Genomic DNA, 23,838 nt, shown 5'->3' with positions numbered 1-23,838 from the left:
GGTTGGTGACGAAGAAATCGTCGCCGACGAGCTGGACTTTGTCGCCGAGGACGTCGGTCAGGGCCTTCCAGTCGTCCCACTCGTCCTCGGAGAGCGGGTCTTCGATGGAGACGAGCGGGTACTCGGCGACGAGCTTCTTGTAGTAGTCCACCATGAAGTCGGTGTCTTTGACTCCGCCCTCGAAGGTGTACTTGCCGTCGGCGAAGAACTCCGTGGAGGCGACGTCGAGGGCGAGGCCCACCTCGGCGCCGGGCTTGAAGCCGGCCTTCTCAATGGCCTCGCAGATGAGGTCGAGCGCGGCGGCGTTCGACTCGAGGTTGGGGGCGAAGCCGCCCTCGTCGCCGAGGCCGGTGGCGAGGCCGCGCTCCTTGAGCACGGACTTGAGCGAGTGGTAGACCTCAGACCCCCAGCGCAGGGACTCCTTGAACGAGTCGGCGCCGTAGGGGGCGATCATGAACTCCTGGATGTCGACGTTCGAATCCGCATGGGAGCCGCCGTTGAGGATGTTCATCATGGGGACGGGCAGGACGTGGGCGTTCGGGCCGCCGAGGTACTGGTAAAGCGGCAGGCCGGCGGACTTGGCGGCGGCCTTGGCCACGGCGATGGACACGCCGAGGATGGCGTTGGCGCCGAACTTGGCCTTGTTGGGCGTGCCGTCGAGGGCGATGAGGAAGCTGTCGATTCCGCGCTGGTCCTCGGCGTCGAAGGATTCGGCGATCTCGGGGCGAATGTCTTCGTTGACGGCCGCTACCGCGCCCTCAACTCCCTTGCCCAGGTAGCGGGCGGCGTCGCCGTCGCGGCGCTCGACGGCCTCGAATGCGCCGGTGGACGCGCCGGAGGGCACGCCGGCCCGGGCGCGGGTGCCGTCCTCGAGCTCAACCTCGACCTCGACGGTGGGATTTCCGCGGGAGTCAAGGATCTCGCGGGAGTAAAGATCAACAATGATGGCCACAGCCACTCCTAACTGTAGTGTGCGCGACGGCGATGCGAGCCGTCTCGGCTGGGAATTACCCTTTTTCTATTCTCCCGCAGAACCGGGCGCGGTGGCAGCCGAGGCCAGTTACTCATCTCTCATTTTGATCACCGACGCCGAGCAGCGAAGAGACGAATGGGACCTCGGGACTAAAGCCGCACCCCGACGTCGTCGTTCGACGAGTTCAAGCCCGCATTCGACGGCTTCGGCGCGCAAAAACGCGGCCTATCGGCGTCGAAGGGTCAGATACTCGGGAAGCTCGAGGCCCTTCTGTTTGTCTGCAACCCCGTATCGTTTGCTGTACTCGACCTTCATGTCGGCCAGTATGCCGCTGATTTCCTTCTGGAACGCAGGCCGCCCCGAAGTCAAGGCTCGGGCCAAGCAGTACCTTTGGACGTCGGACGGAAGGTCAGACGACGCGTTCAGGCCCTTCTTGCACTGTTGCAGGATCTGGTCCTTCTGGGAGGCGTCGAGCTTCTCGCTCGCTTTGTCGACGGCCGGGCCGACAGCCGTGATCGTGACCCTGAACTCGAGAAGCCGGAAGCGGCTGGAGATGTCGACCCCCGAGGCCGTCAGCGACTTGTCCAGTCCGTTTTCCTTCAGCTGCTGCGCGAGTTCGTCGACGCTCTGCTCCGAAACCGGGCGGCCGTTGACGGTGGCGGCGGTTCCAGGCTTCGTGCATCCGGCGAGAGCCGTGCATGCTAAAGCGACGGCGGCGAACGCCTTTGCGGCCAGCTTGGTCTTCATCGGATCCTTCCCTCGATTGTGGACTACATGTTACCCGGAAGATCCGAGGGTCGCGACGAACACGGAATGAACGAGCATTCCCACCCAGTCGAGGAGGTCGTCGCCTTCGACGGCCGAGGATTCGCCCATCCGCTTCGAATCCCCCGGCGCGGGCACGAGCGCCACGCGCACAGCCGGTTTGAGAATCGCGCCCGGGTAGAGCCGCTTGAGCCGAGCCTGCCGCGAATCGGGCAGATTGACCGGCGCCAGGCGAATGTTCCTTCCCATCATCGTCACCTCGGCCAGGCCCGCTTCCTTGCACATCTCGCGCAGCCCCGCGATGCGGAAAAGGCGCTCGGCCTGGGGCGGGATCTTGCCGTAGCGGTCGATCATCTCCGCGCGGACGGACTCGCGTTCTCCCTCGGAGCCGGCCTCCGCTATCTTCGTGTAAATCTCCAGGCGCAACCGCTCAGAGGAAACATAGTCCTCGGGAAGATAGGCGTCCACCGGAAGTTCGATCCGGACGTCGACGTCGGCGTCTTCGTCCTCGGGGGCCTCCCCGCGCATTCTCGCCACCGCGTCGGCGACCATCCGCACATACAGGTCGAATCCGACTCCCGCGATGTGGCCGGATTGCTCGCCGCCGAGCATGTTGCCGGCGCCGCGGATCTCCAGATCGCGCATCGCCACCTGGATGCCCGAGCCCAGCTCGGCGTTGGCTGCGATGGTGCGCAGGCGCTCAAGCGCCGTTTCGGTCATCGCCTTGTCCGGGTTGTATAGGAAGTAGGCGTAGGCCCGCTCGCGCCCGCGGCCCACGCGCCCGCGCAGCTGGTGGAGCTGAGAGAGCCCGAAGCGTTCGGCGTCCTCGACGATGAGCGTGTTCGCGTTGGAGATGTCCAGCCCGGTCTCGACGATCGTCGTGCAGACGAGGATGTCGATTTCCTTGTCCCAGAAGGCCTGGATGACCAGTTCGAGCTGGTGTTCGCTCATTTTCCCGTGGGCCACGCCGACCCGGGCCTCGGGCACGAGCTCGCCGATCTGCGCAGCCACCCTCGCCATGTCGCCCGTGCGATTGTGGACGTAGAACACCTGCCCGTCGCGCAGCAGCTCGCGGCGTATCGCAGCCAGCACCTGCTTGTTGTCCTTCGGGCCCACGTATGTGAGGACGGGGTGGCGCTCCTCGGGGGGAGTGGCGAGCGTGGACATCTCGCGCACGCCCGTCACAGCCATCTCGAGCGTGCGCGGGATGGGCGTGGCGGACATCGAGAGGACGTCGACGTCGGGATAGAGCTGTTTGAGGGTTTCCTTGTGCTCGACCCCGAAACGCTGCTCCTCGTCGACCACCACGAGCCCGAGGTTCTTGAATCGCACGTTTCCGGTGAGAAGCCGGTGGGTGCCGATGACGACGTCGACCGTCCCGTCGGCGAGTCCCTTGACGGTCTCGGCGGCCTCGCGTTCGGACTGGAAACGCGAAAGCTGGGCCAGACGCACGGGGAAGCCCGAGTACCTCTCGCGGAAGGTCTCGTAATGCTGGGAGACGAGCAGCGTGGTGGGCACGAGGACGGCCGCCTGCTTGCCGTCTTGCACCGCCTTGAAAGCCGCGCGCAGGGCGATCTCGGTTTTTCCGTAGCCGACGTCGCCGGATATGAGCCGGTCCATCGGCGTCGGCTTTTCCATGTCAGCCTTGACTTCGTCGATGGTTTGGAGCTGGTCGGGCGTTTCGACGTAGGCGAAGGAATCTTCGAGCTCGCGCTGCCACGGGGTGTCGGGAGAGAACTGGAATCCTTTGGCGGCCTGCCTCGCGGCGTAGAGTCGCACGAGTTCCTGGGCGATCTGCTTGGTCGCCGCCCGCGCGCTGGCCTTGGTTTTGGCCCAGTCGCTTCCTCCCATTTTGTTGAGGGAGGGGGCCTCGCCCCCGGCGTACCGCGAGACCTGATCAAGGGAGTCCGTGGGGACCCAGAGCTGATCGGGCGGGGCGCCGCGGCGCGTCGAGGCGTATTCGAGGACGAGGTACTCGCGCTGGGTCTCGCGGCCCGCCCCGATGGAGCGTTTGGCCATTTTGACGAACCGGCCCACGCCGTGGTGTTCGTGGACCACATAGTCTCCGGGTTTGAGCGCCTGGAGGTCGACGGCGTTCTTCCGACGCGCGGGCATCCTGCGCATGTCGCGCGTCGACGAGCCGCCCCTGCCCGTGATGTCCGCCGCGGCATAGAGCGCCAGGCGCTGGCCTTTCATCGTGAAGCCCGAGGCGATGGGCGCCGCGGTCACGTGGCACACGCCGGGTTCGAGCTCGGCGAGGTCTTCCGTGAATGTCGCGGGGACTCCAGCCTCCTCGAGCTGCTCGCACATGCGGCGGCCCAAACCCGCCCCTTCGACGGCGAGCGCCAAACGCCACCGCCCCCGGGCCTTCTCAGCGACGTCGGCGATCGCCTCATCGACTTTCCCCATGAATTTCTTCGGTTCGGCGGCGTCGGCCTGGGAGCGGCCGCGACCGTCGAGGAAGCCGGCGAGCGTCCACCATCCCAGCCCGCGCCTGTCCGCCGCCTCCCGCGTCTCGTCGAGATCGGCGAAGGAGGCCCTGTCGACGTCGACGGGCACGGTTCCGCCCGCCGCCGCGGAGCTCCATGCAGCGGAAAGGAACTCTTCCGTGGTCGCAATGAGGGAATCGGCGCGTTGGGAGACTCTCTCCGGCTCGACGACCACGATCCTAGACCCCTCCGGGATCGTGTCCGCCACGGAAACCATGTCGACGAGCACGGGCGCGAGCGACTCCATCCCCTCAGGGGCGATGCCCTCCGCGATCTTGTCAAGTATGTCGACGGCGCCGGGGAGCTCGGCGACGAGCTCGCGGGCGCGGGCGCGGACGTCGGCGGTCAGAAGGATCTCCCTGCACGGTGGCGCGTACACTTCATCCCTCGCTTCGAGCGATCGCTGGTCGGCGACGGAGAAAACGCGGATTTCTTCGACGTCGTCGCCGAAAAGCTCGATGCGCGAGGGCCTGGGGTCCGTGGGCGGAAAGATGTCGATGATGCCTCCGCGAACGGCGAACTGCCCTCGGCCCTCAACCATGTCGACGCGGGAGTATGCCGCATCGACGAGTGCGCGTTCGAGGGATTCGAGATCGACGTCGTCGCCCGTTCTGACCCGCACGGGCCTGAGTTCGCCCAGACCTTCCGCGATTGGCTGCAAAAGCGCGCGAACGGGCATCACGAGCACGCGAAGGGGGGCAAAGTCCTCGGGATGGGCGAGGCGGCGCTGGGCGAGTATTCGGCGCGCCACCGTGTCCGAACGCGGCGACAGCCTCTCGTGCGGGAGCGTTTCCCAAGCGGGAAAGAGCTCCACCGTTTCCTCGGGAAGATAGGCGCGAAGCGCGCCGACCAGTTCGTCGGCCTCGCGGCCAGTGGGTGTGACGGCGACGACGAGCGGCGGCTCCGTGTGACTGCGAGCGGCCTTCGGCCCGTGTGGCCCTCCGGGGCCGGGCGCATCCTCCGGGCCGCTCGCACCTGCCATGAGTGCGAGAACGGGAGGGACAAGGCCGCGGGGCGTCGCTAGGCCGCAACTGCCCTTTTGGCCGAGAGCGGAGGAAATGGCGGGGTCGGCTGCGACGATTGGCAGGAGGGCGCTGAGCACGGTCACCTCGTGTGAAGCCTGAGCTGGGCGGCCTCGAGGCCGCTGAGAATGGCGTCTTCTACGGCGTCGGCCGCCTCCGATATGAGAAGCGGAAGCTCCTTAGTCTGCGAAGACGCGAAGGGCGAAAGGACGAAATCGGCGGGATCCTGCCGCCCGGGCGGGCGTCCGATCCCGAATCTCAAGCGAATGTACTCTTTCGTCCCGAGGGCTTGAGTGATCGATTTGAGGCCGTTGTGGCCTCCCTCTCCCCCGCCGCGCTTGAGGCGGATCGTGCCGAAGGGAAGGTCCAGCTCATCGTGGACGACGATGAGATTCTGGGGAGCGATCTTGAAGTAGCCGAGAAGCGCCGCGACGGGGCCTCCGGATTCGTTCATGTACCGGGTCGTAACGAACAGGACGGCCCTGCGGGAAGGCGGGGGCCCGACGTGGCACTCGAGGCCGAGCGCCCCCGTGTTCTTCAATCGCGAAAGCTTCCCGCGAGCGCGGGCCGCGAGCTCGTCGATGACCATGCGCCCCGCGTTGTGGCGCGTGGCTGCGTACTGTGCGCCGGGATTTCCCAGACCGACCGCTGCGAACACCTTGCCTCCAATGCGTGTGGCGCCCCGAAAGGCGCCACACGCTTGACAATCATTCGGCCGAGGCTTCTTCCGCGTCCGCAGCCTGCTCGGCGGCGGGGGCGTCTTCCACGGCGGAGGAAGACGGAGTCGCGATGACCACGACGATCGACTCGGGGTCGGTCTCGACCTCGACGTCGGCGGGGAAGGTCAAATCCGCGACGGTGACGTTCTCGCCGTCCTTGCGGCCTTCGACGTCGACGACGATCGACTCGGGAATCGCGGTGGCCGGGGCTTTGACCAGAACGTGCATGAGCTCAACGGTGTGGATCGTGCCGGAGAAGGACTCTCCGGTGACTTCGACGGGAACTTCGACGTCGACCTTTTCGCCCTGCTTGACGCGCAGAAGATCGAGGTGCTCGATGATGCGCGTCAGAGGATTGCGCTGCAGCTCCTTGACGAGAACGAGCTGTTCCTTGCCTTCCAGCGCAATCGTGAGAATCGGGTTGGCCTGCCCTTTGGTAGCCAGGAAGATCTCGTGCGAATCGAAGGAAATGTGGACGGGGTCGGAGCCGTGCCCGTAGACGACGGCGGGCGTGCGGCCCTGGCGGCGAAGCTGGCGGGACGCGCCTTTTCCGAAGGACTGGCGGCGATCGACCTGGATTTTGTCTGCCATGTGGTTCTCCTTTCGTGTGGCGCCCGAGAGTTTCGAGCGCGTGCGGCCTCGATTCCGACGGCCGTGCACGAAGGCACACCCACCGCGTCGATAACGGAAAGACACGTTTGCTTTCCCTCGCCGAGGCAACCTATATATGCTACCGCGCCGAGGAAGGGCCTGTCACCCTCAGGGCCTGTCGCCCTCAGGAGTCGTCGTCCGCAGAATTTTCGGTGTCGCCGTCGAAAGCGGAATTCTCCGAGTCGGCGGTCGCATCGGAGTCGGGGTCGGCCGCCAGATCACCGTCGGCGACCGCGCCATCCGCACCCGAGGAGGCGACGTCGCGCCAATCCTGGCCGTCCGAGTCCCGGCCGCCCAATGCGGCAGCGCTCGAACCGGCGACGTGCTCCGCCCCGTCTGGGGCAAGGGGCGGCCAGTCAGGCGCCGAACCGTCCAAGACGGAATCGGGCTCGTCTGCGTCAGTGTCATCGGCGACAGCGGCTGAGCCGTCCGCGGCCAGTGCGGCGCCCCCGGCCAGTCCGGAAGCGCCGGCGGCGTCCGCGTCGGAGCCGTCGAAGGCCAACGGGCCGGCGGCGAAAGCCGGATCGTAAGGGATTGAGCCAGCAGAGGCTCCGCCCCTCGACGAGCCTGCCGCGACGGCTTTTGCGCGATTCGTGATGAGGGTGGCGGTGATCAGCCCGACGAAGACGAGAGCCATTCCGCCGACTACGCCCATGTTGGGCCCGCCGGACTCTTCCTCGGCCGCGACCTTGGGAGCGGCCGGCGGCATGGTCGGCGTCTTCTTGGCAGTGTTCTTCGGGCGTTCGGTCGGCACCGGGCTGGCGGCTTCGGGGGCGATGGTCATGATTTGTCCCCCTATCTTCACGGTCGAAGTTGCCGAGGGAGTCGCTCCCGGCGGCAGGGGTCTTCCTTGGGCGTCAACCGCAACGCCCTGCTGTGCACCCGGCTGGCCCTGCTGTTGAGGGGCGCCTCCGGGCTGCTGCTGGCCCCCGCCGTTGTTGCCGCCCTGGCCGTTTCCTTGGTTGCCGCCTTGGCCGTTGCCCTGGTCGGCGCCTTGCCCGTTTCCTTGGCTGTCACCGGCGTTGCCGCCCGGCTGCCCGCCGCCTCCGCCTTCTCCCTGGGGGGCGACCACGGTGAAGTCGGAGTCTCCCCGGCAGGTGATCTGTTGAGACCCGCCGTTCGGATCGGCTGCCGTTGCGTTGAAACGCAGCCAATGCGCTCCGGGAGCGACATTGGCGGGAAGGACGACGGACCCCGAGACTTTTCCAGAAGCGGGAACTTTCTTATGCAGAATGGACTTTCCCGGAAGGCTGCTGTCCCAGTGGGTCGCACCGTCGTCAAGCTGGACGTAAACGGTTGCGCCTGCCGGGAAACCAGTCGCCGTGAAGGAAATCTGCTGCCCCGCCTGGGCCGTCTTCGCGGACACGGACGCTCCGGTTCCCGGCGAGTCGCCCGGAAGGGCATGGGCGCCTGCATCGACCAGCATGGCGAGCATGAAACCCATGAGAATCGCAAACGTGGCTTTCAGGCCTTTGCGCGAAGCAATCATGACTACTCCTCGCTTTCACTTGCTTTGGCGTCGCGAGGCGATAAGGGAGGTTGCGACGACCGTCACGGAGATGACTGCTCCGCCTAGTATCCAGGGCCATATCGGCTGACTGTCGTCTCCTTCGGTTTTCGGCGGGATGCGGGCCGGGCCGTCGGTCTTGGTCGGCGTCGGAGCCGGCGCTGGGGACTTCTTGACGTTGCCGACGTCGAGGTCGGTCCATCCGATGAGCGCCCCGGTGGAATCCATCAACGCGAACTTGTAGGAGCCGTCGGGAAGAGTGGATGTGTCGACTCGAATCTTTCCTTCGTTGTCGATCTGCATCCACCCGAGCGGGCTCCCCTGAGGGTAGAGATAGAGGAAGACCCATTCGCCCGGCTGACGTCCGGCTGGCGCAAGCACCAAGACCTTGCCTTCCATCTGCTTTCCGATGTTTCCGGCGTTCTGGAGCGTCAAGCCCTTGATGTTTGGAACAGGGGGAAGCGGCGAGAAGTCGGGCTTCGGAAAGAACGGCTGGGCCGGCTTCTGCGGCTGCTGACCGGCGATTGCCCTTTGAATGACATACCTTCCGGGTATGATCGACTGACGCGTGCCCGATTGGACCGAACGCCTCACGATCGTGGAGCCGCCCGTCCTGCCCTGCTGTCCGCCGCTGTTTCCTTGATTTCCGCCCGGGGGTTGGTTGCCGCCGTTGCTCGGCGGCTGATTCCCGCTGGGCGGCCGGTTCTCGCCGCTGGGAGGCTGGTTCCCACCGCCGCCGGGGGGATTGGTCGGGTTGTCCGGTTTCTTGGGGCCTTCGAACGTCGTCCATCCCAGGAGAGCGCCGAAGTCATCGCCGGGCTTGCCGGATTGCGCCGTGATCTTCAAGGCGCCATTGGGAAGGGACACGTCTTTGGGCAGATCGAGGACCTTGCCGTCCTTGTCCGTCTCAAACCACCTGGCACCCCATGGGTGGCGAGACGTTCCTTCCTCGTCGTACACATCGAGGAAGACCCAGGTCTTCTTGTCCGTGGCGTTCCGGCCGTCCTTTTTATTGCCTTTGCCTGCCTCGGCTTTGGCCTTCGGAATGGTGACGACGAGCCGACCGTCCTTGCCGCGCTTAACGGTCATACCCTGTTTGTTGTCGTCTTTAAGATCCTCGTTCGCCTCGACCGGATCTGGAATTCCGCTCGGCTTGTAGTCTCCGACGTCGAATTCGTCGGACTTGACCTCCCGCTTCTTGTCGCCCGTCTTGATCGCGTCTCCGGTGATGAACGTGAAATGGTGCTTGCCTTCCGGGAAGACGGGGTCGCTCCCGCCCTTGCCTCCGCGAACCGCTTTTTTGTCGGTTCCGTCGGGCAGCGGGATCTCCGCCGTCCAGTCGCCGGTCTTGGGGTCGGCGTTTTCCACGATCGCCCAGACCTTCGCGTCACCGCCGGCCGCCACATCGAGGCGCTTGTATTCTCCATCGTCGATCTTGACCGCGATCTTCGAGGCGCCCTGGTTTTCCTGCGGGTGGCACCATCCTTTGCCGCTGACCTTTACTGTGCCGCCAATATGGGCCTTGGCGTTCTCCACTTTGACAGTCGGTTCCCCAACCGACGGCGTGCACGTGGTCGGCTCAAGGACCGTCAACTGTTCGGAGGTCATTGAGCGTTTGACGTCTTTCGTGTCCGATTGCCCCGAGAGCAGAGAAACGGTGAAGTACTGCCCCTTCGTCAAGCTCTTGGGAACGTCGATCTCGACTTCGAAGTCACCGTTGGGCTCGATGACCTTGACGTTCTTGTCTTTCTCCGGGTTGTCTTGGGCGACAAGCGCCCAGACGGTTTTGTCCCCCTTGACCGAAGGATGGTCGATGGCCTTGGCCCGCTCGTAGGGTTTGTTCTCGCCTTCGTTGATTTTGACGGAGACTGTGGACGGGCCGTTCCCCGCTGAGTTCTTCCAACCGGTCCCTCTGATGTGGAACTTCGCACCCGTGTCCGACTTGATTTCCTTCTCAACCCAAGCTTTGGCACCCGAATTGTCCGACAGATCAACGTGTGGCCACTCCGGTGGGCCAAGGCTAGAGGGAGTGTCGTTCGGCTGGTTCGGCGGCGCGGCTTCCTTGGGTGCAGGAGCCTGAGGAGCCTCCTTGGGCGCGGGCGCCTGAGGATTCGGATTCTGATTCTGATCGGGCTTTCCCGCCTCGGCACCGTACACGAACGCAGCGCTCGATTGCCGCACGACGTCGCCCTGAAGGCCTGAGCCGCTCGAGAACTGGACCGTATGCTTGCCCTCTTTCAGCTGGCTCAAAGACTCCGCAGAAATGGTCGCTGTCCAGTTTCCGGACGCATCCGCCTTGACCATCGCCAAGACGCCCTTGTCGGTCTCAGCCTTTCCATTGACAGGATTTTTGACGGCGGATTTCGCTTTGAAAGTCCCGCCGTCGATCTTGACGGCGACGACCGAGCCTTCCTTCTTTTCCTGATTCATCCAGCCGACACCTTTGACCGTCAGCGGTTGGCCGACGGCGACACGGTCCGGCGCGCTGTAGCCGGCCCCGTCGGGCGTGCTGCCGTTGCTGGCTCCGGCGGGGGCCGCGGCGAACACGCTCGCGCAGGCCAAGAGCAGAACCGTGAGCAGGCTCAGACCACGCGAAACGGACAGAGCAGCAAAGGTTTTATTCCCTCTCATAGCGTGTCCTCAGAAATACAGATCGAAAAACTTGTGGAGACAGTGTGGAGTTTAGTCTCGTCGGCGTCGCTTGACGACGTCGTCCACAAGGTGGATGTGAAAGGAAGTCCCCGGCGGGCACCGAAACGAGCCATTTGACTAAATATGTGTGCTTGCCTTCATATCCCCTCCGATTCCGCCAAGTCGAATACGCGGAGGTGAGGCCTCGGAAACGACGCTGGGAACCGTCGCAACGAAGAGAGCGCGGCAAGCGCGAGAAGACCTGGAATATATCGAAATTCTTGGAACGACAAGGGCTGCGAAACAAGGGCTGCGAGAACCCCAGATTACGATAAAAGCTGTGTGGGCGACCATATTAAGCCGCCCACACAGCTTTTATCGGCATGCGGTCTTAGCGGACGTCGCCGCCGAAACGGCGCGCATTGTTGCTGTCCGTTCCCTGCATGTTCGTAACAGAACCGTCGAGCACGAGGCTGAGAGCGTCCGTGGCCTGGACCATGACGTCGCAGTCCTTCATCCAGCTCATAAAGATCGTGTGGAAGGCATCTGCTGCCTGACCGCCGAGCCTTTCGCGGATGATGCCCTCGATCCGGTTGCCCATCGTTTCGGTCTCCTCGCGCACCTTCTGCGCATGGGCCTTGATGTCGGCAACGCCTGCCTGCATGAGGGGGTAGTTGTAGAGAATGGTCATGAGTGTGGTTGTCCTTTCCTAATTGCGCCTAGATAAGTATCGTCTCGAGAATCGACCTAGAGAGCGGAGCTTCCGCCACCCATGAGCGAGTCCAAGCCGAGGTTCTTGTAGCTCTGAGCTTCGTCGATGTCGGCCTGCTCGGAAGTGGAGCCCGTGCTCTTGGTCTCCTGGCTGTAAACGCCAAGCTTCTGGAAGAGCCTGTCGCTAGCTTCCTCGAGGGCGGTGAAAGCGGCGGTGAAGGCCTGGGCCGCTCCGCCCTGGAACTGAACGTTGCCCCGCAGCTCCGTCGTCTTGCCGTTGATGGCCGACTTGTGTGCGTTGAGGCTGCCCATGTTCTCGTCCAAGATGGAGGAAATCTGAAGATTCGCACCATCTACATCTTTAAACTCATTCTGTGACATGAAAAGTACCTTCCTCTGTATGTGAAACCATGGACCCTTGACCATGGAACCCTTTGCCGGGCCTGCAGCTAGCCTACAACGAACTTTGTCCACACCACCAGAGTGGTTTTCCCCCCAAGGTGTGTCGTTAAAATTAATAGAGTGTTGTTTACTTTCTAAACTTTTCTATATGTTTTAGTCCTATATAAATCTTATAAGCGCAATAGATTTTTTTAAATACATTATTTTACTTTTTAAAATGCGAACAAAGCAGCTCCACGAACGCTTACGGCGGCAAGTAGGATATTTCGCCGCACCCCTCCGTTTCGCCTCAAATATTGGCAGTTTTACACCAAAATGACATGCGCTTCCTTGAGCCCCGACCCGATTAAGGCCCTACGGGCGACGAACTTACCTTGCAAGAAGGGCATACGCAGGGTCACTCACAAAGAAAGGAAGGAATTCAAGATAAAGTGGGATCCTCTTTGCCTTTTCGCGCCTCGCGCAAGCAAATGCCGCACCAGCCGGAACGGCGACGATCCGCAACCGGCATGACTGCGAAGAGCGACGTTTAGGTCAGGCGCTCTGAACGATCCCCGCAGGCCGCCGAAGACTCATGTGGCCTCCCGCATAAATATCGACCTCATGTCACTGTTGTACGCCAAAGCCATTCAAATCAGGAATATCTGGGACGAGAACAAGGTTTTGAGCGTATACGCCTTAAGTCGGCGTTATCCAGAGATGCAGATTTTAACCTTACTTACTGTATATAAATAACTTTAGTTGAGTTTAAGTGTTTATAGCAGGTTTATATATAAAATAAGCTTGTTTGCCGAGATGCTTCACAAAGTATCAATGATGGATAGCTCTCCCCGGTTGATCCCCGCTTTATCGCAGATTACCCAAAGAATCCGCGGAATACAAAGGAAAACTCAGATTTGCGAAAGAAAACTGGGGGTTTCTCAAAAACCAGAGCAAACTTCGGATACGTATGTCACATCAACTTGCCATTGACGCCGACTGGAAGACCTTGGCCAAACAGGAGGCGACGTTTCACGCCAGTTTCCACCCTAGACTCCGCCGAAATCAGACGGAAGCGCAGGAGCTAGCCGGGTCAGTACGCGCCGTCGAAAAGACTCGTGACGGACCCGTCCTCAAAGACTTCGTCGATGGCGCGGGCCAGAACCGGTGCGATCGGAAGCACCGTCATGGCCGGAAAGCGCTTTTCCGGACCGATGGGAAGCGTGTCCGTGACAACGAGCTCGCGCAGCCCCGATTCACGCAGACGTTGGGTCGCCGGATCGGAGAGCACCCCGTGGGTGGCGGCGACGATGACGTCCTTGGCCCCCGCCTCCAGCACGATGCGCACCGCGCCGCAGATGGTTCCGGCAGTGTCGATGAGATCATCGACGATCACGGCGGTGCGCCCGGAGACGTCGCCGACCACGCGGTTCGCCGTCGCCTGATTGGGGCGAGTGAGGTCACGCGTCTTGTGCACGAACGCGAGAGGCACGCCCCCGAGCCGATTGCCCCACTGCTCGGCCACCTTGATCCGGCCGGCGTCGGGAGAGACAACCACGGCGCTGCCGACGTCGATGCGTCCGCGAACGTATTCGACCAGGGTCGGCATCGCCCACAAGTGGTCGACGGGACCGTCGAAAAAACCCTGCGACTGCGCGGCGTGCAAGTCTACGGACATGATGCGGTCGGCGCCGGCCGTCCTGAACAGGTCGGCCACGAGACGGGCTGAGATCGGCTCGCGCCCCTTGTGCTTCTTGTCTTGGCGGGCGTACGGGTAGTAAGGGGCCACGGCGGTGATTCGCTTGGCCGAGGCCCGCTTGGCGGCGTCGACCATGATGAGCTGCTCCATGAGCCACGTGTTGATGGGATCGGCGTGGGACTGGAGGATGAACACGTCAGCCCCGCGCACCGACTCCTCGAAACGGACGTATATCTCAGAGTTGGCGAAATCGTAGGCGGTGACCGGCAAAAGGTCGATTCCCAGTTCGTCCGCGACTTCCTTCGCCAATGCCGGATGCGCCCGGCCGCTTACAAGAACGAGGCGTTTGTCGTTCGCCATCCGCATTCCGGTCATAGTTCCCCTCGCTATTCGGAAACGCCGGCGGCCCTGGCGCCCCCGGTCAGCACTGTGTAGGGCGGAAGCGCAGTCCCCGCCTCCACGGCCGCGTCGCGAACCACGACGTGGCGCGCATCGGCCCCCTCGCCCACGAGGGCGTCGGTGAACTCACCCGGGCCCACGAGGGCGCCCTTCGCGATCGATGTCGTCCCGTAGAGCCCCGTTCCGGGCAGGACCCGGCAATCAGGCGCCAAAGTGACGGTCACGTCAATCGACGTGGTCGCGGGATCGACGATCGCCGCCCCGGCGCGCATCCACGCCTCGAGGGTCCTCCGATTCATCTGCTCGCGCAGAGCCGCCAACTGGACGAGGTCGTTGCACCCTTCGACGAGCCACGAGTCCTCGACGACATACGAGCCGACCCCTGCGCCGGATTCATAGGCCTTCGCCACGACGTCGGTCAGGTACATCTCGCCCTGCGCGTTCTCGGTGTCGAGCCCTCCGACGGCCTCGCGAAGGAAGTCGGCGTCGAAAACGTACGTAGACGTGTTGATCTCGGCGATCTCACGTTGTTCCTGCGTCGCGTCTTTGTGCTCGACGACGCCGGCGACGGCCCCTTCGGCGTCGCGGACGATCCTGCCATAGCCTGTGGGATCGGGCACGACGGCGGTCAGAACCGTGACCGCATTGCCTTCGTGCCGTCCCAGAAGGCGAGACAAAACGTCGGCCGAAAGCAGAGGAGTGTCCCCCGCAGTCACGACGACCGGCCCCGAAAGATCGGCCGGAAGGGCGCGCAAGCCGCACCAGAGGGCTCTGCCCGTGCCCTTGATCTCGTCCTGATCTGCAATCGTGATCCCGGGATCGCACTCGGCGGCGTGTGCGGCGACGCGGTCGCGTTCGTGGCGCACGACGACGGCGATGTGATCGGGGGCAAGCCCCCGCGCCGCGAAGATCGCGTGGCCGAGGAGCGTGCGTCCGCACATGGGATGGAGGACTTTGGGGATCTCGGATTTCATCCTGGTTCCCTGACCGGCGGCTAGAACGACGACGGCAGCCGGATGCGGTCTGCTCACAGTAGGCCCCTTCCTGTGGTCATAGACCAAGTTTAACCGCTGCCTGAGAGTTTCGCCTACGCCGTCCGCGCAGCGACACCGACTGTGCGCCGCATCTGCTCCGCCCCCAGGATTCGAACCCGGACAAAAGGTTCCAAAGACCTCTGTGCTGCCATTACACCAGGGCGGATCACCCGGACGATTGTATAGGCGCGTCCGCGAAAAGTCATCCCAAAGTCGGAAAGCCGTCCGAGAGTCGGGCTGAAGACGCCTGGGCTGACGTCTCGCTGTTCACCGGAAGCGAAGCTCTTTCCTTTGAGCGAAACGATATGTTGAGGTTTCGGCCTCGGCCAGCCGCCTTCGCCCGCGGTCGGCGCCAAGCCTGGCCCGTCTCGCCCTTCCCCTCCACGATGCGCGAAATGGCGGGCATTTGACGGAGCGGACGAGCCCGCGCATCCACACGCTGAAAAGCGAGCGTTTTTTACGGTCGCACGATCCGTTCGGCGTCAAAGCGGAGTGGCAATGGGGAGAGATCCTCCTTCGGACTGAAGTAAACAGCGGCTTTTACTGCAATAATTGATACATGAGCGCAAATTCTTCTTCGTCACCCCGGCGCGTGCGGATGTCCCGAGCCGAGCGCCGTGAACAGCTGATCCGCGTAGCCCGCCAGCTCTTTGGAACTCGAGGCTATGATGCCGTCTCCGTCGAAGAAATCGCGAGTGCGGCAGGCGTCTCCAAGCCCATCGTCTACGAGCATTTCGGAGGGAAGGAAGGCCTCTACCAGGTTATCGTCGACCGCGAGGTGAAGGCCCTTTCGGACATCCTGCGGTCTCAGATGCGTCCCGAACACAGCGCGCGGGCAGTCCTTGAGGGAATCGTCGTCACCCTTCTCGACTTCATCGAGGAGAACGCCGACGGATTCCATCTGCTCGCCCACCAGTCGCCCACCGCCGTCAGGAGCGAGACCTTCGAGACCGTCATGGCCGACATCGCGGACCAAGTCACCGTTTTCCTCGCCCCGCTTCTGGAGAAGCAGGGGCTCGATCCCGCATCGGCGCCCGTCTACGGGCAGATCCTCGCCGGCGGCGTCGGACAGATAGGTCAGTGGTGGAGCGAGAACATGCAGGTCGATAAGAAACTCGTCGCCGCCCAGGTGACGAACCTGCTTTATCTCGGCCTTCGAGGCATGGAAAAGGATCCACAGCTCCAGACACGCTGAGGCGCAACTCAGTCTCTCTTTACGAAAGGTCGAGCGTCCGTCGATGGCAGCCTCGCTGCCGGTCGGCGGACGCTTTCTCGTCCTCGCTTCCACGTCGTCCGATCCTCGCGTCTACTCCTCGCCCGCCCCTCACTTCTACTCGTCGCCCGATCCGAGCCCTTTCATCGCTTTCTAAAAGGACTTCGCCATCCACTTCGCCTGCCCGCCTTTCGGCACAACCCTGCCTGTTCGTCGGCGCCAACCCCTGCCTCTTCGCCGGCGCCAACCCCTGCCTGTTCGTCGGCGCCAACCCTTGCCCCGCTTCTCGGCGCATGCGCCCCCGCCCAGCCTTTCGGCGCCGGAGCTCGCACAGACGCTCCCTTTCCTGCCTTTCGGCGGCAAACCTTGCGTCGAATGAGGTGTGCTCCTCGTCAGCCGTTGTGGTAAACATGAAACATGCTGGAAGTTCAGGATCTCAATAAGTCCTTCGGGACGTTGCAAGCGTTGAAGGGTCTCAGCCTCAAAGTCCAGCCTGGTGAGATATTTGGCTTCGTCGGATCGAACGGCGCAGGCAAGACGACCGCGATGCGGATCATGCTGGGTGTGCTCTCCACCGACTCAGGCCGGGTTTCATGGAATGGCAAGGAGGTCGACGACGACGTCCGCCGCAAAATCGGCTACATGCCGGAGGAACGCGGCCTCTACCCCAAAATGCAGGTGGGAAGGCAACTGGAGTATTTTGCCCGGCTCCATGGGCTGGGCAAAGCCGAGGCGGCGCAGGCGACGGAGCAATGGACCGATCGGCTGGGAGTGGCAGGCAGGCGAAACGACAACGTGCAAAAGCTTTCCCTCGGCAATCAGCAGCGCGTCCAGCTGGCGGCGGCCCTCGTCCACGATCCCATCATCCTCGTTCTCGACGAGCCGTTTTCCGGCCTCGATCCGGTGGCGGTCGACGTGATGAGCCAGGTCCTCAAAGACAAGGCGAAATCCGGCGTTCCCGTCATCTTCTCCTCCCACCAACTCGATCTCGTCGAGCGGTTGTGCGACCGCGTCGGCATTGTCTCCCGCGGGTCGATCGTGGCAGAAGGCACAATCCACGAGCTGCGCAACGCTGGCAGGCCGCAGATTGCGCTGGCCGTTTCGGCTGGCCCTGACAGGGTTCACGCCGCTTTGTCTTCGGCGGGCGTCAAGCCGCAGCCCGATCCCCTCGAGGGAACGTCCGACGCCCCCAGCGCAAATGGATTGACCCGCGTGGTCGTCGACTCCGAAGGGATCGATGACCAGGCGCTGCTCCAGGCCGCGCTGTCCGCCGGGCCGGTCCGCGAATTCGCACCCCGGCGCCCCCACCTCGCCGATCTGTTCAAGGACGTGGTGGTCGCAGCGCAACCCGAGGAACCCACGCAAAAGGGCCGACGAGGCATCTTCGGCCGCAGGAAGGACGCAGCCCGATGATTCTTTCCCTCATCTTCAAACGCGAATTCACGAGGCTTTTGGGGTCGAAGGCCATACAGGTTTCCACCGGCATCGTCGTGGCCCTCATGTTCATCGGCGGGGCGATCGGAGGATACTTCCTCAGAAAGAACGACGTCGACACCACTCCCCCAGAAGTCACGGGAAACGGCGCGGACGGCAATCCCTTCGGCTTTGTGATGGGCTCTCTCGGCATCTCCCTCCTGATGGTCATGATCTTCACCGGCATCGGCGTTCTCTCGGCCGGCGTCGTCGAAGAGAAGGCCAGTCGAGTGGTGGAGATTCTCCTCACCACGGTCAAGCCGCGCGTCCTCCTGCTTGGGAAAATCCTCGGCATCGGCGCGGGGATGCTCGTGGTCTTCGCCGCCTACATGGTCGGAATCGTCGGAGGGCTGGGTTTGGCGGGACTTCTGCCTGACCTCGGAACGCTTGGAAAGCTCGGAGTCTGGACGTTCTTGCCGACATTCCTCGCGTGGACCGTCGTCGGCTATCTGACGGCTTCGGGACTCACGGGAGCCTTGGCTTCGACCGTATCGCGCCAGGAAGACCTCGGCGGGGTTCAGACGCCCATTATCTTCGGGCTGATGATACCCATGTATGCGGCTCTCTACTACATCCCGGCCCAACCGGATTCCACGGCCAGCGAGGTCATGTCGTTCATTCCCTTGGTCTCCCCGCCGACTATGATCATGCGGACGGCTCTCGGCGGCGTGCCCGTCTGGCAGCAGCTGGTCGCTTTCGCCGTCAACATCGCCTTTATTCCTCTCCTCGCCGCACTCGCGGGGAAGATCTATGAGAACTCGATCCTGCGCACGGGCGAACGGGTCAAGATCGTCAGGGCACTGCGAGGCTCGAGCTGAATCTGGGAGGCTCGAGCTGAATCTGCGAGGTTCGACTGAAATGGGCGACCCAAGCCGATCGTGCTGAGGCGAACGAGCCGAGGCGGTTCGAACCGCCGAAGAATGCAGAAGGGGGAGGGACCACGAAAAGGCGTGGGCCCTCCCCTTTCATTTGTGTGAGCCTATTTCGATTTGTCGAGCCTTCTAGCTTGTCTGAGCTTCGATGCCCGGCGAGTTTTCAGTGCTCGTCGTAGTGGTCGCCATGCTGGGCGTGGCGGTGCCCGTCATGGACGTAATCGACGTGGTCCCCGTGCTGAACGGCCTCATGGCCGCAACCCTCGCCGTGGGCATGCTCGGCCACCGTGTGTTCGGCGACGTCCTGATGGTCGTCGTAGTGGTCGCCATGCCGGGCGTGGCGGTGCCCGTCATGGACGTAATCGACGTGGTCCCCGTGCTGAACGGCCTCATGGCCGCAGCCTTCTCCATGGGCGTGCTCGGCCACGGTGTGGTGAGCGTGGGGGTCGGCAGTGCTCATAGTTTTCCTTTCTTCATGCGTTTTCCCGCGCGTGGGCGATCGCATCGCGCACCACGTGTTCAACGTGGCAGTCGGAGATGCGATAGATGACTTCCTTGCCGCGGCGATCCGCTTCAAGGAGCCCGGCGTCGCGCAGGATCCGCAAATGTTGCGATGTGAGCGGCTGGCTCATCTTCGCCGCCTCGGCGAGAGCCGAAACCGGCCTGTTTTCGTGGCTCACAAGTGAAAGAAGGAGCAAACGGGACTCGTTTCCCAAAACCCGAAACATGCGGGCGGTCTCCGCTAGGAGCTTGTCCTCATTCACGCTTCAATCATCACACACGTATAAACACTTTGCAAAGTGATTAATCGTTCAGCTTTTCGCTCAGTTCGAGCCAGCGGTCTTCGAGTTCGGCGACCTCGGCCTCGAGATCGCGCAGATCGTCGGCATGTTTGCGCAGGCCGACGTAGTCGCTCTGGTCGTGTTCGGCCATCCGTGCGTGCACCTGCGCCACCTTGTCCGCAAGTTTGGCGAGCCGCCGGTCGATTGAGTTGACTTCCTTCTCGGCCGCACGCCGTTCGGCGCCCGACAGCTCGGCCCCGCTCCGCTCCGCGGCCGAGCCTCCCCCCGTTTTCGCCGATCCGACGCTTTTCCCTGGGGCCTTCGGCGCGCTGCCGCCGGCGGCTTTCTTCGGGGCGCCGCCTTCAGATCCCGCTTTCGCGGCGTCGCTCAACTCGAGATACTCGTCGACGCCGCCGGGAAGGTGCCGGAGCCGCCCGTCGAAGATGGCGTACTGCCGGTCCGTCACGCGCTCAACGAGATAGCGGTCGTGGGAGACGACGATAAGCGTTCCGGGCCATGAATCAAGGACGTCCTCCATGGCCGCGAGCATGTCGGTGTCGACGTCGTTCGAAGGCTCGTCGAGGATGAGCACGTTCGGCTCCGACAAGAGAACGAGAAGCAGCTGAAGGCGCCGCCTCTGCCCGCCAGAAAGCTCGCACACACGCGAGGAAAGGCAATCGCGGGAAAAACCCAGGCGCTCGAGAAGCTGGGCAGGGGTCATCTCCTTCTCGCCCACCGTGTAGGAAGTCTTGTATCGCGCGAGCACCTGCCTCACCAGATCCCCGCCGATCTCCTCGAGGGCGGAGAATTGCTGGTCGAGGATGCCGATCCTCACGGTCTTTCCGCGTTTGACTCTGCCCGACGTCGGCGCGATCGAGCCCGCGACGAGGCCCAGAAGCGTCGACTTTCCCGCTCCGTTGGAACCGAGGATTGCGGTGCGCTCGCCGGGAGCGATTCTCCACGTGATCTCGCGCAGCACGTCGCGGTCTCCGTAGCGAACGCCCGCGTCTTCGAGGTCGACGACGTCCTTGCCCAGCCTCGACACGGCCATGCGCGTGAGCTTGACGGAGTCGCGGACGGGAGGGACGTCGGCAATGAGCCGGTTCGCCGCCTCGATGCGGAAACGCGGCTTGCTCGTGCGAGCCGGCGCTCCGCGGCGCAACCACGCCAACTCTTTGCGCATGAGATTTTGACGTTTGGATTCGGCCGCCGCCGCGATCCTGTCGCGCTCAACCCGCTGAAGGACATATGCGGCATACCCTCCCTCGAACGGCTCAACGACGCCGTCGTGCACCTCCCACATGGAGGTCGCGACTTCGTCGAGAAACCAACGGTCATGGGTGACGACGAGGAGTCCGCCGACGTTCTTGGGCCACCTGTTCTTCAGATGCCGCGCAAGCCAGGCAATCCCTTCGACGTCGAGGTGGTTGGTCGGCTCGTCGAGCATGAGAACGTCCCACTCGCCGATCAAAAGGGCCGCGAGTCCGAGGCGGCGCCGTTGGCCGCCCGAGAGCGTGCCCACCCGCGCCTGCCAGTCGAGGTCTCCGACGAGGCCCGCTATAACGTCGCGGATTTTGGGGTCGGAGGCCCATTCGTGCTCGGCGGCCTCTCCCACGAGCGTATAGCCCACCGTCGCGTCTGCGTCGAGGGCGTCGTCTTGCTCAAGCACGCCGATGCGCAGGCCTCCGCGCCGGGTCACAAGGCCTTCGGTCGGGTCGAGCGTTCCCGCAAGGATTCGCAAAAGCGACGATTTTCCGCCGCCGTTTCGGCCGACGACGCCGATTCTGTCCCCTTCCTCGATTCCGAGGGCTGCCGAATCGAGGACGACGCTGTTGGGGTACTCCAGCCGGATCGCCTGCGTTCCGAGAAGATGAGCCATCACTTCGCCTCCGCAACGCAGGCGCCGGCGGCCGGTCCGTTCGCGCGAACCGCCCGAAGCTACGCCTACGCGTACGCGCCTCGCCTCGCGGGGGGGTTGGCATGCGCGGCGTCGGAGGCCAGGAGGGCGACCGTCGGCCCCGAGCCCGAAAGGATGGCCGTCGCCCCAAAGCGACTCGCTCGCTCGACGACGTCTTCAAGATCCGGGCGCAGCGAAAAGGCCGGGGCTTGAAGGTCATTGGCCATGAGCGCCGCCGTCGCCTGCAGGTCTCCGCGAGCCACGGCCTCGCGCAGCTGCCGGGTCGACGCCGGGTTCTCGGCGACGTCGGCTTCGGCGGCGCGGCCGGATCCCGCGTACCCGGCTCCGACGCGGCCGGCCCTTTCAATTCCCGCAACTTCCCCCGCGACGGGTCCAGCCCCTTCAGCCGCCGCAGCGATGCGGTCAAACTCGCGGAACACCGCGGGCGTCGAAAGCCCCACAGGATTCGTCAGGAGGACCCACGCGTGCCCGCGGCCGGGATGCACCGGGGTGAGAATTTCGCCGCGCCCCGTGCCGTGCGCGATTCCGCCCATGATGCAGAAGGGAACGTCCGAGCCGAGCTCGCTCCCTAGGCCCATCAGGTCGGCGCCCGACAGGCCGAGGCCCCACAGCGCGTTGAGGGCAACGAGGGCGCCCGCGGCGTCGGCGGACCCTCCCGCCATTCCTCCCGCCACGGGTATTGCTTTGCGGACCGTAATCTCGGCGCCTAGGTCCGGGGCACCGAAACGTTCGCGCAAAGCCGTGGCCGCGCGGAGAGCCAAATTCGTCGAGTCTTCCGGAAGGGCGCCTGCGCCCTCCCCTTGCATGCGGAGGCTCAGGGAGTCGCTTCGACGGACGATCACTTCGTCGTGGACGTCAAGCGCCTCGAAGACGGTGTCGAGGGGATGGAAGCCGTCTGGCCGAGCCGATCCGACTCTGAGGGCCAGATTGACTTTGGAGGGCGTGACGACGCGAACTTCTTGCACGTGCCCAGTGTAGCGGGGCCGCCGCGCCCGGCGGCCTCACACCTTCACGGCGAGGTAAAGCGCAAGAGAGGCGCAGCATGCGGCAATCGCGCCGAGGATCGTCACGACGGCCGTTTCATTCGTCTCGGCGACCGCCCGGCCCACCGTGGCCAGCGTCGTCAAAAGGGTGGCGGTGACAGCGGCGTGCACCGATCCCGGGACCGACAGCGCGTTTTTGATCACATCGAGGTCTTCGGCGTCGAACTCCGATTCCGCCGCGGACTCGGCGCCGCGCCCCTCGGGAAGGACCGGAACGGCCCTGGCCAGATGATTGACTTCCAAGCTCTTTCCGCTCACAAACTTGCCGAGCCACGCCAGCCACAAAGCAAAGAGAAGCAGTGAGACAAGCATCCCGATGAGCCCAAAAATGACATAGCTCACCGCGGTCAGGGCCCGAACCGCCAAGGCGGATTCAAGATCCTGCCGCCCGATGATCACGGCGAGTGAGGCGACGCCTCCGCCGGCGGGTATGGCCCACCCGACCAAGATGAGGCCCAGCAGGAGGGCTCTCGGCCGAATCTTGCCGGCGAACATGAGAACGCACGCCCCCAGGGCGACGCCGACGGCGCCGAGTGCAACCCCCAATGAGAAGTTGGACATTCCGGCGGTTTGGGCATGCGCCCATCGATTGAGGGCGATGGCGGCGGTGAAGGCACCGACCCCCGCGATGACGGTGAGCATCGGGTAGTGGACTCGGCGCAGACGCGCCTTCACAAGCTGCGGTTCGGCGGGCGGAACCAGCGTTTCCCGCCAACGGGCCACTTCCTCGCTGTCACGCTCCTCGATCGCCCTCACAGTCATAAGTCCCGTTTTCAACGGCCAAAGAGCTGTGGCGCATACGGGAATGGAGGCCAACATGAGAACAACCGTCAAACGGCTCCACTCAAGATCGGTGAACATCACAGTCAACGGAAGGGCGACGAGCCACAGCATCGATGCCATAATCAGGGCAAGAGATGCGTCAATGCGCCTTTCAGCTCTAAGCCAGAACTCATGCATGGCGCGATCCACCGTCTGCTCCCTTCTCCGTGCGTCCCACTCAAGCTTAGTGTGAGTCCCTTTGATTTCCCATCCGGACAGCGAAAACAGGTCACAGAAAACGGCGGACGACGGGTCGTTTGAGGCCGTGAGCCTGCGACGAAACCCTGCGAAACCGGGAAACCGCGAAACTGTGAGAACCCAAAAACGCGCTTTCAGCGCGTCACAGCGGCCTGCTTGCATCGAACGCGGGGCGCGCCCGCCCCAAATCAGGCAAGCGTGCTCGCCGCGCGCGCTATCGCCGCGAACTCGGACACGCTCAGCTGTTCGCCTCGGGCTTTCGGATCGATTCCCGCGACGACGAGCAAACCTTCTGCGCGCGCGGCGCCTCCGGCCCACGTCGCAAGGGCGGCGCGAAGAGTTTTGCGCCGTTGGGCAAAAGCCGCGTCGATGACGGCGAACACGTCTTCACGGGAGACGCCGGCGAGCGCAAGCCCGGCGACGTCGGCCTGAGGCTGAGGCAAAGCGCCGTGCCGCCTGAAGTTCACGAGCGCCGAATCGACGTTGGGGATCGGCCAGAACACGTTTCTGCTGATCTTCGCCCCGCGCGCAGCCTC

21 protein-coding genes and 1 tRNA gene are annotated in these 23,838 nt (G+C 63.7%); 4 read left to right on the top strand and 18 right to left on the bottom strand.

The genetic code is table 11. From position 1 onward, the window contains the following. The 12 genes from eno to ACO48X_RS05130 form a co-directional block, all read right to left on the bottom strand. A partial coding sequence (eno, locus tag ACO48X_RS05185; RefSeq protein WP_485001060.1) for a phosphopyruvate hydratase occupies positions 1 to 952 on the bottom strand: 952 nt, incomplete at its 3' end. 246 nt (positions 953 to 1,198) lie between these two features. Further along, complete coding sequence (locus ACO48X_RS05180) at positions 1,199 to 1,720, bottom strand: hypothetical protein (protein ID WP_485001059.1); 522 nt, start codon at positions 1,718 to 1,720, stop codon at positions 1,199 to 1,201. Positions 1,721 to 1,750: 30 nt separating this feature from the next. Further along, positions 1,751 to 5,335, bottom strand: a complete 3,585-nt coding sequence (mfd, locus tag ACO48X_RS05175) for a transcription-repair coupling factor (RefSeq protein WP_485001058.1) — start codon at positions 5,333 to 5,335, stop codon at positions 1,751 to 1,753. Next, entirely contained in the window at positions 5,332 to 5,907 is a 576-nt protein-coding gene (gene pth / locus ACO48X_RS05170) for an aminoacyl-tRNA hydrolase (protein ID WP_485001057.1), read from the bottom strand. The genes mfd and pth overlap by 4 nt, the downstream gene beginning before the upstream one ends. A 49-nt stretch (positions 5,908 to 5,956) precedes the next feature. Further along, positions 5,957 to 6,559 (bottom strand): 50S ribosomal protein L25/general stress protein Ctc, encoded by a 603-nt coding sequence (locus ACO48X_RS05165; RefSeq protein ID WP_485001056.1) that lies wholly within the window; start codon positions 6,557 to 6,559, stop codon positions 5,957 to 5,959. A 184-nt stretch (positions 6,560 to 6,743) separates the two neighbouring features. After that, positions 6,744 to 8,108 carry a hypothetical protein gene (locus ACO48X_RS05160; RefSeq protein ID WP_485001055.1) on the bottom strand — a complete coding sequence of 455 codons (1,365 nt, stop codon included), beginning with the start codon at positions 8,106 to 8,108 and terminating at the stop codon, positions 6,744 to 6,746. 15 nt (positions 8,109 to 8,123) lie between these two features. Next, a complete protein-coding gene (locus ACO48X_RS05155; protein ID WP_485001054.1) occupies positions 8,124 to 10,757 on the bottom strand; it encodes a hypothetical protein in 2,634 nt (877 codons plus the stop codon). A 391-nt stretch (positions 10,758 to 11,148) separates the two neighbouring features. Continuing rightward, a complete protein-coding gene (locus ACO48X_RS05150; RefSeq protein WP_485001053.1) occupies positions 11,149 to 11,448 on the bottom strand; it encodes a WXG100 family type VII secretion target in 300 nt (99 codons plus the stop codon). Positions 11,449 to 11,504: 56 nt separating this feature from the next. Beyond that, a complete protein-coding gene (locus ACO48X_RS05145) occupies positions 11,505 to 11,849 on the bottom strand; it encodes a hypothetical protein (protein WP_485001052.1) in 345 nt (114 codons plus the stop codon). A 1,093-nt stretch (positions 11,850 to 12,942) separates the two neighbouring features. Continuing rightward, a complete protein-coding gene (locus tag ACO48X_RS05140; protein WP_485001051.1) occupies positions 12,943 to 13,923 on the bottom strand; it encodes a ribose-phosphate diphosphokinase in 981 nt (326 codons plus the stop codon). 11 nt (positions 13,924 to 13,934) lie between these two features. Next, complete coding sequence (locus ACO48X_RS05135) at positions 13,935 to 14,978, bottom strand: NTP transferase domain-containing protein (protein ID WP_485001050.1); 1,044 nt, start codon at positions 14,976 to 14,978, stop codon at positions 13,935 to 13,937. Positions 14,979 to 15,076: 98 nt separating this feature from the next. Then, positions 15,077 to 15,147: transfer RNA gene (locus ACO48X_RS05130), tRNA-Gln, on the bottom strand. A 393-nt stretch (positions 15,148 to 15,540) separates the two neighbouring features. On the opposite strand from ACO48X_RS05130, the gene ACO48X_RS05125 reads away from it, so the two are divergent. The 4 genes from ACO48X_RS05125 to ACO48X_RS05110 all read left to right on the top strand — a co-directional run bounded on the left by ACO48X_RS05125 (position 15,541) and on the right by ACO48X_RS05110 (position 18,485). Then, a complete protein-coding gene (locus ACO48X_RS05125) occupies positions 15,541 to 16,176 on the top strand; it encodes a TetR/AcrR family transcriptional regulator (protein WP_485001049.1) in 636 nt (211 codons plus the stop codon). A 43-nt stretch (positions 16,177 to 16,219) separates the two neighbouring features. After that, positions 16,220 to 16,351 carry a hypothetical protein gene (locus ACO48X_RS05120; RefSeq protein ID WP_485001048.1) on the top strand — a complete coding sequence of 44 codons (132 nt, stop codon included), beginning with the start codon at positions 16,220 to 16,222 and terminating at the stop codon, positions 16,349 to 16,351. 260 nt (positions 16,352 to 16,611) lie between these two features. Then, positions 16,612 to 17,607 (top strand): ABC transporter ATP-binding protein, encoded by a 996-nt coding sequence (locus ACO48X_RS05115; RefSeq protein ID WP_485001047.1) that lies wholly within the window; start codon positions 16,612 to 16,614, stop codon positions 17,605 to 17,607. Further along, positions 17,604 to 18,485, top strand: a complete 882-nt coding sequence (locus tag ACO48X_RS05110; RefSeq protein ID WP_485001046.1) for an ABC transporter permease — start codon at positions 17,604 to 17,606, stop codon at positions 18,483 to 18,485. Before ACO48X_RS05115 ends, ACO48X_RS05110 begins: the two co-directional genes overlap by 4 nt. A 217-nt stretch (positions 18,486 to 18,702) precedes the next feature. Here the strand turns inward: ACO48X_RS05110 and ACO48X_RS05105 are convergent, their stop codons facing one another. The 6 genes from ACO48X_RS05105 to ACO48X_RS05080 form a co-directional block, all read right to left on the bottom strand. Next, positions 18,703 to 18,999: a hypothetical protein gene (locus tag ACO48X_RS05105; protein WP_485001045.1), complete on the bottom strand. Its 297-nt coding sequence runs from the start codon at positions 18,997 to 18,999 to the stop codon at positions 18,703 to 18,705. A gap of 13 nt (positions 19,000 to 19,012) precedes the next feature. Continuing rightward, positions 19,013 to 19,303 carry an ArsR/SmtB family transcription factor gene (locus ACO48X_RS05100; RefSeq protein ID WP_485001044.1) on the bottom strand — a complete coding sequence of 97 codons (291 nt, stop codon included), beginning with the start codon at positions 19,301 to 19,303 and terminating at the stop codon, positions 19,013 to 19,015. Positions 19,304 to 19,343: 40 nt separating this feature from the next. Beyond that, positions 19,344 to 21,200, bottom strand: a complete 1,857-nt coding sequence (locus ACO48X_RS05095; RefSeq protein ID WP_485001043.1) for an ABC-F family ATP-binding cassette domain-containing protein — start codon at positions 21,198 to 21,200, stop codon at positions 19,344 to 19,346. A 65-nt stretch (positions 21,201 to 21,265) separates the two neighbouring features. Further along, the gene (locus ACO48X_RS05090) at positions 21,266 to 22,204 is read right to left on the bottom strand and encodes a 4-(cytidine 5'-diphospho)-2-C-methyl-D-erythritol kinase (RefSeq protein ID WP_485001042.1); all 939 of its coding nucleotides are present in this window, start codon (positions 22,202 to 22,204) and stop codon (positions 21,266 to 21,268) included. 36 nt (positions 22,205 to 22,240) lie between these two features. Further along, positions 22,241 to 23,176, bottom strand: a complete 936-nt coding sequence (locus tag ACO48X_RS05085) for a hypothetical protein (protein ID WP_485001041.1) — start codon at positions 23,174 to 23,176, stop codon at positions 22,241 to 22,243. A gap of 314 nt (positions 23,177 to 23,490) precedes the next feature. After that, positions 23,491 to 23,838: rRNA adenine N-6-methyltransferase family protein (locus ACO48X_RS05080; RefSeq protein WP_485001040.1), on the bottom strand; the 348-nt coding region annotated here is incomplete at its 5' end.

The organism is Peptidiphaga sp., from assembly GCF_057238965.1.
The sequence above is the reverse complement of the archived record's forward strand: the minus strand, read 5'-3'. Positions and strand labels throughout refer to the sequence as shown.

What these genes read in the sequence shown, in the direction of transcription:
- ACO48X_RS05180 (WP_485001059.1), bottom strand. Translation starts at nt 1,720, where the DNA reads ATGAAGACCAAGCTGGCCGCAAAGGCGTTCGCCGCCGTCGCTTTAGCA.
- ACO48X_RS05165 (WP_485001056.1), bottom strand. Translation starts at nt 6,559, where the DNA reads ATGGCAGACAAAATCCAGGTCGATCGCCGCCAGTCCTTCGGAAAAGGC.
- ACO48X_RS05160 (WP_485001055.1), bottom strand. Translation starts at nt 8,108, where the DNA reads ATGATTGCTTCGCGCAAAGGCCTGAAAGCCACGTTTGCGATTCTCATG.
- ACO48X_RS05155 (WP_485001054.1), bottom strand. Translation starts at nt 10,757, where the DNA reads ATGAGAGGGAATAAAACCTTTGCTGCTCTGTCCGTTTCGCGTGGTCTG.
- ACO48X_RS05150 (WP_485001053.1), bottom strand. Translation starts at nt 11,448, where the DNA reads ATGACCATTCTCTACAACTACCCCCTCATGCAGGCAGGCGTTGCCGAC.
- ACO48X_RS05145 (WP_485001052.1), bottom strand. Translation starts at nt 11,849, where the DNA reads ATGTCACAGAATGAGTTTAAAGATGTAGATGGTGCGAATCTTCAGATT.
- ACO48X_RS05140 (WP_485001051.1), bottom strand. Translation starts at nt 13,923, where the DNA reads ATGACCGGAATGCGGATGGCGAACGACAAACGCCTCGTTCTTGTAAGC.
- ACO48X_RS05125 (WP_485001049.1), top strand. Translation starts at nt 15,541, where the DNA reads ATGAGCGCAAATTCTTCTTCGTCACCCCGGCGCGTGCGGATGTCCCGA.
- ACO48X_RS05120 (WP_485001048.1), top strand. Translation starts at nt 16,220, where the DNA reads ATGGCAGCCTCGCTGCCGGTCGGCGGACGCTTTCTCGTCCTCGCTTCC.
- ACO48X_RS05115 (WP_485001047.1), top strand. Translation starts at nt 16,612, where the DNA reads ATGCTGGAAGTTCAGGATCTCAATAAGTCCTTCGGGACGTTGCAAGCG.
- ACO48X_RS05110 (WP_485001046.1), top strand. Translation starts at nt 17,604, where the DNA reads ATGATTCTTTCCCTCATCTTCAAACGCGAATTCACGAGGCTTTTGGGG.
- ACO48X_RS05105 (WP_485001045.1), bottom strand. Translation starts at nt 18,999, where the DNA reads ATGAGCACTGCCGACCCCCACGCTCACCACACCGTGGCCGAGCACGCC.
- ACO48X_RS05095 (WP_485001043.1), bottom strand. Translation starts at nt 21,200, where the DNA reads ATGGCTCATCTTCTCGGAACGCAGGCGATCCGGCTGGAGTACCCCAAC.
- ACO48X_RS05085 (WP_485001041.1), bottom strand. Translation starts at nt 23,176, where the DNA reads ATGCTGTGGCTCGTCGCCCTTCCGTTGACTGTGATGTTCACCGATCTT.